The sequence below is a fragment of the Streptomyces sp. NPDC054956 genome, from assembly GCF_053609185.1.
This window is the reverse complement of sequence record NZ_JBSGXB010000058.1, coordinates 21798-30505: the sequence shown is the minus strand read 5'-3', so window position 1 is coordinate 30505 and position 8708 is coordinate 21798. Positions and strand designations below refer to the sequence as shown.

The 8708-nt window shown below is 69.7% G+C and carries 7 protein-coding genes; 5 read left to right on the top strand and 2 right to left on the bottom strand.

The window, feature by feature from the left end; genetic code table 11:
- Positions 1-58: 58 nt before the first annotated feature.
- Together ACWGDE_RS13055 and ACWGDE_RS13050 are read right to left on the bottom strand one after the other, a co-directional pair.
- A complete protein-coding gene (locus ACWGDE_RS13055) occupies positions 59-1675 on the bottom strand; it encodes a TROVE domain-containing protein (RefSeq protein ID WP_453389041.1) in 1617 nt (538 codons plus the stop codon).
- Positions 1676-2154: 479 nt separating this feature from the next.
- Entirely contained in the window at positions 2155-2718 is a 564-nt protein-coding gene (locus ACWGDE_RS13050; RefSeq protein WP_453389040.1) for an NADAR family protein, read from the bottom strand.
- Between the two features lie 194 nt (positions 2719-2912).
- On the opposite strand from ACWGDE_RS13050, the gene ACWGDE_RS13045 reads away from it, so the two are divergent.
- From ACWGDE_RS13045 to ACWGDE_RS13025, 5 genes are all read left to right on the top strand, one after another.
- Positions 2913-4439 carry a gamma-aminobutyraldehyde dehydrogenase gene (locus ACWGDE_RS13045; protein ID WP_453389042.1) on the top strand — a complete coding sequence of 509 codons (1527 nt, stop codon included), beginning with the start codon at positions 2913-2915 and terminating at the stop codon, positions 4437-4439.
- A 51-nt stretch (positions 4440-4490) separates the two neighbouring features.
- Positions 4491-5741 (top strand): polyamine ABC transporter substrate-binding protein, encoded by a 1251-nt coding sequence (locus ACWGDE_RS13040; RefSeq protein ID WP_453389039.1) that lies wholly within the window; start codon positions 4491-4493, stop codon positions 5739-5741.
- A 74-nt stretch (positions 5742-5815) separates the two neighbouring features.
- Positions 5816-6967 carry an ABC transporter ATP-binding protein gene (locus ACWGDE_RS13035; RefSeq protein WP_453389038.1) on the top strand — a complete coding sequence of 384 codons (1152 nt, stop codon included), beginning with the start codon at positions 5816-5818 and terminating at the stop codon, positions 6965-6967.
- Positions 6964-7893 carry an ABC transporter permease gene (locus ACWGDE_RS13030; protein WP_453389037.1) on the top strand — a complete coding sequence of 310 codons (930 nt, stop codon included), beginning with the start codon at positions 6964-6966 and terminating at the stop codon, positions 7891-7893. Before ACWGDE_RS13035 ends, ACWGDE_RS13030 begins: the two co-directional genes overlap by 4 nt.
- Positions 7893-8699 (top strand): ABC transporter permease, encoded by an 807-nt coding sequence (locus tag ACWGDE_RS13025; RefSeq protein ID WP_453389036.1) that lies wholly within the window; start codon positions 7893-7895, stop codon positions 8697-8699. The genes ACWGDE_RS13030 and ACWGDE_RS13025 overlap by 1 nt, the downstream gene beginning before the upstream one ends.
- The last annotated feature ends 9 nt before the right edge of the window (positions 8700-8708 follow it).

The window sequence follows — 8708 nt, the reverse complement described above, 5'->3', positions numbered from 1 at the left end:
GGACACTTGGTGTCCCGGCCCGGCCCCGTCTCTCTCCCCCCGAGGGTGTTCGCGCCGGTCAGGCGTTCGAGGGCGCGCCCGCCCACGGCCACGCGGCGTCCCTGCCGTCCTCGATCAGGGACACCATGCGGAAGGCCGCGTCGGTGAGCCCGCCGAAGGTGTGCCGGTTCGCGGCCCCGGAGGGCGCGTGGCCCACCCGGTATCCGGCCAGGTTCCACGTGTAGACCGGGACGGTGTCCGGCACCAGGGCGGTCGGGTCGGCGCAGTGGGAGTAGGTGGCCTGCTCGTCGGTGACGATGAGCACCCGGTCGTGGCCCGCGTAGTGCGCCCGCACGGCCTCCGCCGTGTAGGTGCCGCCGAGGTCCTCGAACCGCTCCAGCACCTTCAGCACCGACTCGTCCCGGCGGTGGGCGATCACCTTGCTCGACGTGCCGAACTGCACGAGGTCGGCGTGCTCGGCGCGCAGCGCGAGCGCCGTCCCGAAGATCGCCGCCGCGTCCGCCCGGTTCAGCTGCGAGCGCTCCGACAGCGGGGCCCACATCGACCCGGAGCGGTCCACCAGGATCAGCGTCCGGCCGGGCAGCGCCGGTACGTTGCCCAGCGAGTGCGCGAGCGCCCGCTCCAGCGGATACGCCCAGCGCAGCGAGGGCGCGTGCTGGTAGGCGGCCAGGTAGCGGAAGGGGAACTGGCGCGACCGGGCGACGGTTTCGGGATCGGAGATCTTCGCCGCGACCCGCGCGGCCACCTCGTCCGACACCCCCGCCTGATCGAAGTTGCGCAGGTTGCGCAGCAGCGCCATCGCGCCCATGGACGGGATGACCGCCTCCCACGCGGCCGCGTCCATCGGCCCCTGCAGCCAGCCGGCCAGGGCCTCCCAGGTCATGCCCGCCTCCGCGAGCCGCTCGGCGCCGCCCGCGGCGGTGACCGCGGCCCGGCGTCCGTCCACGGGCAGCTCCATCAGGGCCCGGTGCGCGAGCAGGGTGCGGCAGCCCGCGGGCACCTCGGCGCTCTCCGGGCTGTGCCGGCGGTCGAGGGCGTGGCGGAACAGCTCGCCCTGCCAGGGCTTGGCCGGGTCGGGGGAGGCGTGCACGAGGTTGAGGACGTCGCCGAAGCGGAAGCCTTTGGAGGCGGTGTCGTACTTCAGGAGGGAGGACTCGCCGTAGAGCCGGCGCACCGCGTCGGCGATCCCGCGCTTGACGGGCTTGGGCACGGCCCGCCCGTACGAGGAGGCCCAGTAGGCGAGCAGCTCACCGGGCTCGTCCGCGCGCAGCAGTACGGAGTCCACGACCTGCCGGTTCGACGGCCCCTCGGTGGCTCCGGCGTCGAGGCGCGCCTTGACGTACTCGGCCGCGCCGACGAGCGAGGCCGTACGCATGTTGCCGTCGCGGCGCAGCCAGCCGAGCAGGCCGGCGGTCCACTCGGGGTCCTCCACGGCGAGGGTGCGCACGAGCGCGGCGAACCGGTCGTCGCGGGCCTCGCCGCCCTCGTAAGCGGTCCGCTGCGTCACGAAGTTGGCGACGGCGAGCAGGAACAGCTCGGAGCGCGGATCGCGGACGAAGCCGCGGCTGCCGTGGTGGTTGCGGGCCCGGGCGCCGGTCGAGCGGACGGGCGAGGTGGGCGCGGCGGACGGGGCCGCCGGCGCGGACTTGGAAGACCGCAGGTTGAAACGAGCCATGAGAATCCCCCCGAATTCACTGGAAGCAAGGGGGAGGTCCGACGTGCGGAACGCCCGAGATCGAGGTCGGCGGCGGTTGTATGTCGACTGCTCTATCCGACTGAGCTACCGGCCGGAGCCGGGCGGGACTCGAACCCGCGACCCGTCGATCCGAAGTAACCGCTGCCTGCGCACCGGGCGTTCCGCACGCGTGCCTCCCGAGATCAAGAAGGGGCGGCGGTGTTATTTCTGAAAGAAGTAACCGCTGCCGAGGCGCACCGGGAGGTGCGTGACGTAGGTGTCCAGAGATCGAAGTCGGCGAAACCACAAGGTGCTCTACCAGCTGAGCTACACCGGCCCGAAGCCGGTGACGGGACTCGAACCCGCGGCCGCCCGATGATGAGTCGAAGGAGGTCGCGCCTTCGCACCTGGACGAGGATCACGCTAACCGCCCGGCCCCGGCGGGCGCGATCGATTTAGCGCCCCGCTCGAGGAGCCGTTCAGCGCCCCGCTCGAGGCGCCTCCCGCAGCCGCTCGCGTGCCTCCATCAGTGCGAAGCCGAGCAGGTTCAGCCCCCGCCAGAGCCTCGGGTTCAGGGCACGCTCGTCGTCTGCGGCGAGCCCGATGCCCCAGATCCGGTCCATCGGGCTGGCTTCCACCAGGACCCGGTTCCCGGTGGAGAGCAGGTACGACTCCAGCGCCGGGTCGGAGCCGAACTTGTGCACGCTGCCCTCCACGACCAGCGCGAACCGCTCCCGCTCCCACACCTTGTCGTCGAAGCCGCGCACCAGCCGGCCGGCCTTCTTCGCGGCCGCCGGACTGCTGGCTTCCAGTGCCGCCCGTTCCGCTTCCGGATCTTCGAACAGGCGGGCCTTTCCGGCCATCATCCAGTGCTCGGCGGTGGCGTAGCGCACGTCACCCACGGTGAACTCGGACGGCCACCACTGGCTGAGGCAGCTCGGGCCGAGCGTTCCGTCGGGCCGCGGACGGTGTCCCCAGAACGGCAGGTACTTCACCCGCTCACCCCGGCTGACCTGCCCGATCAGTTCCTCGATCTTCTCCATGCATGCGAGTCTCGCAGGAGCCACGGACACTTCGTACGGGTTTTTGGGCGCGCCTCGACACATGGTCGACCGATTCCGTCGCGTAATCAAAAGGCAACAACGGAATCACTTGGCCGAGGGGTGCACCTCTGCCAGGATCGGCACTCAATTCGAGCTGTAGCTCGAACTGTAGCTACGGAGAGCGTGAGAGCGTGATGGGCAACCGCTTCCAGGTCAAGGTCCAGGTCAAGGACCGCTTCGCCGCGGGCGCGCAGTACATCGACGGGCAGCTGCGGCCCGGCACCTCCGGTCGGTCACACACCGTGGTCGATCCGGCGACGGGCGAGGAGGTGCTCACCTACGAACTCGCCTCCACGGCGGACGTCGACGCGGCCGTCGCCGCCGCCAAGCGGGCCTTCCCCGGCTGGTCCGGCGCCACCCCCGGCGAGCGCTCCGACGCGCTGCACCGGCTGGCCGCCGTACTGGCCGAGCAGGCGGAGGACTTCGCGTACGCCGAGTCCCTGCAGTGCGGGAAGCCGGTCAAGCTGTCCACGGAGTTCGACGTGCCGGGGACCATCGACAACACCGCGTTCTTCGCGGGCGCGGCGCGCCACCTCCAGGGGCAGGCCGCGGGCGAGTACTCCGGCGACCACACCTCGTACGTACGCCGCGAGGCGATCGGGGTCGTGGGTTCCATCGCGCCGTGGAACTACCCGCTGCAGATGGCCGCCTGGAAGATCCTCCCGGCGATCGCCGCGGGCAACACCATCGTCCTCAAGCCGGCCGAGCTCACCCCGCTGACCTCCCTGATGTTCGCCCAGGCGGCCAAGGAGGCGGGGCTGCCCGACGGCGTGGTCAACATCGTCACCGGCGCCGGTCGGGACGCGGGGGAGCACCTGGTCGGCCACCCGGACGTGGTCATGACCTCGTTCACCGGGTCCACCGCCATCGGCAAGCGGGTCGCGGAGATCGCCACCGCCACCGTCAAGCGGCTCCACCTGGAGCTCGGCGGCAAGGCCCCCTTCCTGGTCTTCGACGACGCCGACCTGGAGGCCGCGGCCAACGGGGCCGTCGCCGCCTCCCTCATCAACACCGGCCAGGACTGCACGGCGGCCACCCGCGCCTACGTCCAGCGCCCGCTCCACGACGCCTTCGTCGCCCGGGTGGCCGAGCTGATGGAGACCGTCCGCCTCGGCGACCCCTTCGACCCCTCCACCGACATCGGCCCGCTGGTGTCGCACGCCCAGCGCGACCGGGTCGCCGGGTTCGTCGAGCGCGCCCGCTCGTACGCCACCGTCGTCACCGGCGGCGAGATCCCCGGAGGCGAGCTCGCGGACGGCGCCTACTACCGGCCCACCCTGATCGCCGGCGCGGCGCAGGACAGCGAGGTGGTCCAGTCCGAGATCTTCGGGCCGGTCCTCGTCGTGCTGCCCTTCGACACCGACGACGAGGGCATCGCGCTGGCCAACGACACCCCCTACGGCCTCGCCGCCTCCGCCTGGAGCCGCGACGTCTACCGGGCGAACCGCGCCACCCGCGAGATCCAGGCGGGCTGCGTCTGGGTCAACGACCACATTCCGATCATCAGCGAGATGCCCCACGGGGGCTACAAGGCGAGCGGCTTCGGAAAGGACATGAGCACCTACTCCTTCGAGGAGTACACGCAGGTCAAGCACGTGATGTACGACAACACCGCGGTTGCCGCGAAGGACTGGCACCGCACGATCTTCGGGGACCGATAGAAACGTCGCCGCCCGACCAGCGGCCCGCACCCACCCGAAAGGGCATCTCCCATGGAGCAGTTCGAGCCCGACCGCCTCTCGCCGGCGCAACTCGCCGCGATGCGGCGCAGCCTCACCAGCGGGCGTGGCGCCCTCACCCGCCGTTCGCTGCTGCGCGCGTCCGGAGTCGGGGCGCTCACCCTCGGCGGCCTGTCCACGCTCTCCGGCTGCGGCATCCCGCCGGCCAAACGAGAGGGCGACGCGGCCGTCGCGTCCGACGACCACTCGGAGCAGGAGAAGGAGATCAACTTCTCCAACTGGACCGAGTACATGGACACCAGCGACGACGAGAAGACCCGTCCCACGCTGGAGGAGTTCACCAAACGGACCGGCATCAAGGTCAAGTACACCGAGGACATCAACGACAACGTCGAGTTCTTCGGCAAGATCAAGCCGCAGCTCGCGGCCGGCCAGGACACCGGCCGCGACCTGATCGTCGTCACCGACTGGCTGGCCTCGCGCATCATCCGCCTGGGCTGGGCGCAGAAGCTGGACCCCTCGCACCTCCCGCACGCCTACGCCAACCTGATCCCGCAGTTCCGCAACCCCGACTGGGACCCGGGCCGCGCGCACAGCTACCCCTGGACCGGCATCGACACCGTCATCGCCTACAACACCAAGGCGACCGACGGGAAGAAGGTCGACTCCGTCACCCAGCTGCTCGACGACCCCTCCCTCAAGGGCCGCGTCGGCTTCCTCACCGAGATGCGCGACAGCGTCGGCATGACCCTGCTCGACCAGGGCAAGGACCCGGCGAACTTCACCGACGCCGACTTCGACGAGGCGATCGGCCGGCTCCAGAAGGGCGTCGACAAGAAGCAGATCCGCCGCTTCACGGGCAACGACTACACCTCGGACCTCGACAAGGGCGACCTCGCAGCCTGCCTGGCCTGGGCCGGCGACGTCATCCAGCTGCAGGCCGGCAACCCGGACATCCAGTACGCGATCCCGGCCGCCGGCTACATCACCTCCAGCGACAACCTGCTGGTCCCCGTGAAGGCCCGGCACAAGGCCAACGCGGAGAAGCTCATCGACTACTACTACGAGCCCGCGGTGGCCGCCCAGCTGGCCGCGTTCATCAGCTACGTCTGCCCCGTCGAGGGCGTCAAGGACGAGCTGGCCAAGATCGACCCGGCGCTCGCGGACAACGTCCTGATCGTCCCCGACAAGGCGATGGCCGCCAAGTCGCACGCCTTCCGCTCCCTCACCAGCGAGGAAGAGACGGCGTACGAGCAGAAGTTCGCCAAGCTCATCGGAGCCTGACGGGTCCCGCCGCCCCCACGGCACCCGTACCGGCACCTGCCCCTTCCACGACACACCACCGAAGGCCCAGGCCCATGACTGACAAGACCGCGGGCGGCGACGTCCGCCTCGCCGGGATCAGCAAGCACTACGGATCCTTCACCGCCGTGCACCCGCTGGACCTCACCATTCCCCAGGGCTCCTTCTTCGCCCTGCTCGGCGCCTCCGGCTGCGGGAAGACCACCACCCTGCGCATGATCGCCGGCCTGGAGGAGCCCTCCACCGGCACCGTGAGCCTCGGCGAGCGCGAGGTGACGCACCTGCCGCCGTACAAGCGCCCGGTCAACACGGTCTTCCAGAGCTACGCGCTCTTCCCGCACCTGGACGTCTCGGAGAACATCGCCTTCGGGCTGCGCCGCCGCGGCATCAAGTCCGTCAAGAAGCAGGTCGACGACATGCTGGAGCTGGTCCAGCTCGGCCAGTTCGCCCAGCGCAAGCCGCACCAGCTCTCGGGCGGCCAGCAGCAGCGCGTGGCCGTGGCCCGCGCGCTCATCAACCACCCGCAGGTGCTCCTCCTCGACGAGCCGCTCGGCGCCCTCGACCTCAAGCTGCGCCGCCAGATGCAGCTCGAGCTCAAGCGGATCCAGACCGAGGTCGGCATCACCTTCGTGCACGTCACGCACGACCAGGAGGAGGCCATGACCATGGCCGACACGGTCGCCGTGATGAACGGCGGCCGCGTCGAGCAGCTGGGCGCCCCCGCCGAGCTGTACGAGAACCCGAAGACGACCTTCGTGGCGAACTTCCTCGGCACCTCCAACCTCATCGAGGCCGAGGTCCTGGAGGCGGGCGCCTCCGACGTCGTGGTCTCCTCGGCCGGTACGAAGCTGCGCGTCCCGGGGGCGCGATGTTCGACCACGCCCCGCGCCGGCGGAAAGCTGCTGGTCGGAGTGCGCCCGGAGAAGATCTCCCTGGTCCACGCGGACGAGGAGGACACCATCGCGGCCGGCCGCAACAAGGTCGCCGGCAAGATCGCCGACTCCTCCTTCATCGGCGTCTCCACCCAGTTCGTCATCGACAGCAAGGTCTGCCCCGAGCTGGAGGTGTACGTCCAGAACATCGAGCGCGACGCACGCCTGGTCCCCGGCGCCGACGTGATCCTGCACTGGAACCCGGACCACACCTTCGGGCTCGACGCCGCGCAGGACATCGACGCGGGCATCGAGACGGTCGAGGAGGGCGCATGACCGCCCCCGCCGCGCTGCCCGAGGCCGTCGCCACCGACGGGCCCCCGGTCCACAAGCCCTCCGTGAAGAAGCGCCTGATCCCGTATTGGCTGCTGCTCCCGGGCATCCTGTGGCTGTTCGTCTTCTTCGTGCTGCCGATGATCTACCAGGCCTCGACCTCGGTGCAGACCGGCTCCCTCGAAGAGGGCTTCAAGGTCACCTGGCACTTCCAGACCTACTGGGACGCCTTCACCGAGTACTACCCGCAGTTCCTGCGCTCCCTGCTCTACGCGGGCACCGCGACCGCGCTGTGCCTGCTGCTCGGGTACCCGCTGGCCTACCTGATCGCCTTCAAGGCCGGGCGCTGGCGCAACCTGCTGCTGGTGCTCGTCATCGCCCCGTTCTTCACCAGCTTCCTGATCCGCACCCTCGCCTGGAAGACGATCCTGGCCGACGGCGGCCCCGTGGTCGCGGTCCTCAACAAGATCGGCTTCCTGGACGTCACCAGCTGGCTCGGCATGACGCAGGGCGACCGCGTCCTCGCCACGCCGCTCGCGGTCGTCTGCGGTCTGACGTACAACTTCCTCCCCTTCATGATCCTGCCGCTCTACACCTCGCTGGAGCGCATCGACACCCGCCTCCACGAGGCGGCCGGGGACCTGTACGCCCGCCCCGCCACGGTCTTCCGCAAGGTGACCTTCCCGCTCTCCATGCCGGGCGTGGTCTCCGGGACCCTGCTCACCTTCATCCCGGCGAGCGGTGACTACGTCAACGCCGAACTGCTCGGATCGACGGACACCCGGATGATCGGCAACGTCATCCAGTCGCAGTACCTGCGCATCCTCGACTACCCGACGGCGGCCGCGCTGTCCTTCATCCTCATGGCCATCGTGCTGATCATGGTCACCATCTACATCCGCCGAGCGGGGACGGAGGACCTGGTCTGATGAAGAGCGCCACCACCTGGCTGCGCCGCAATCTCGTCGTGATCGCGGGGCTCGGCACGCTCGCCTACATGATCCTGCCGAACGTCGTCGTCACGGTCTTCTCCTTCAACAACCCCACCGGGCGGTTCAACTACGCCTGGCAGGAGTTCTCCCTCGACGCGTGGAAGGACCCGTGCGGAGTCGCCGACATGTGCGCCTCCCTCTCCCTCTCGCTCCAGATCGCCCTCTGGGCCACCATCGGCGCGACCGTGCTGGGCACCGCGATCGCCTTCGCGATGGTCCGCTACCGGTTCCGCGGGCGCGGCGCGGTGAACTCGCTGATCTTCCTGCCGATGGCCATGCCCGAGATCGTGATGGCCGCGTCCCTGCTCGCCCTCTTCCTCAACATGGGCATCCAGCTGGGCTTCTGGACGATCCTGATCGCCCACGTCATGTTCTGCCTCAGCTTCGTCGTCGCCGCCGTCAAGGCCCGCGTGCTCTCCATGGACCCCCGGCTGGAGGAAGCCGCCCGCGACCTCTACGCGGGTCCCGTGCAGACCTTCCTGCGCGTCACCCTGCCGATCGCGGCCCCCGGCATCGCGGCGGGCGCGCTGCTCTCCTTCGCGCTCTCGTTCGACGACTTCATCATCACCAACTTCAACTCGGGCAACACCGTCACCTTCCCCATGTTCGTGTGGGGATCGGCCCAGCGCGGTACGCCTGTACAGATCAACGTCATCGGCACGGCGATGTTCGTCATCGCCGTCCTGGTGGTGCTGACCGGCCAGATGGTCGGCAACCGCCGTAAGAAAGCACAGCCCAAGTAACACCTGTAG

Excerpts from the sequence above, each read along its gene's own strand:
- ACWGDE_RS13055 (WP_453389041.1), bottom strand. The coding sequence starts at position 1,675 with ATGGCTCGTTTCAACCTGCGGTCTTCCAAGTCCGCGCCGGCGGCCCCG.
- ACWGDE_RS13050 (WP_453389040.1), bottom strand. The coding sequence starts at position 2,718 with ATGGAGAAGATCGAGGAACTGATCGGGCAGGTCAGCCGGGGTGAGCGG.
- ACWGDE_RS13045 (WP_453389042.1), top strand. The coding sequence starts at position 2,913 with ATGGGCAACCGCTTCCAGGTCAAGGTCCAGGTCAAGGACCGCTTCGCC.
- ACWGDE_RS13040 (WP_453389039.1), top strand. The coding sequence starts at position 4,491 with ATGGAGCAGTTCGAGCCCGACCGCCTCTCGCCGGCGCAACTCGCCGCG.
- ACWGDE_RS13035 (WP_453389038.1), top strand. The coding sequence starts at position 5,816 with ATGACTGACAAGACCGCGGGCGGCGACGTCCGCCTCGCCGGGATCAGC.
- ACWGDE_RS13030 (WP_453389037.1), top strand. The coding sequence starts at position 6,964 with ATGACCGCCCCCGCCGCGCTGCCCGAGGCCGTCGCCACCGACGGGCCC.
- ACWGDE_RS13025 (WP_453389036.1), top strand. The coding sequence starts at position 7,893 with ATGAAGAGCGCCACCACCTGGCTGCGCCGCAATCTCGTCGTGATCGCG.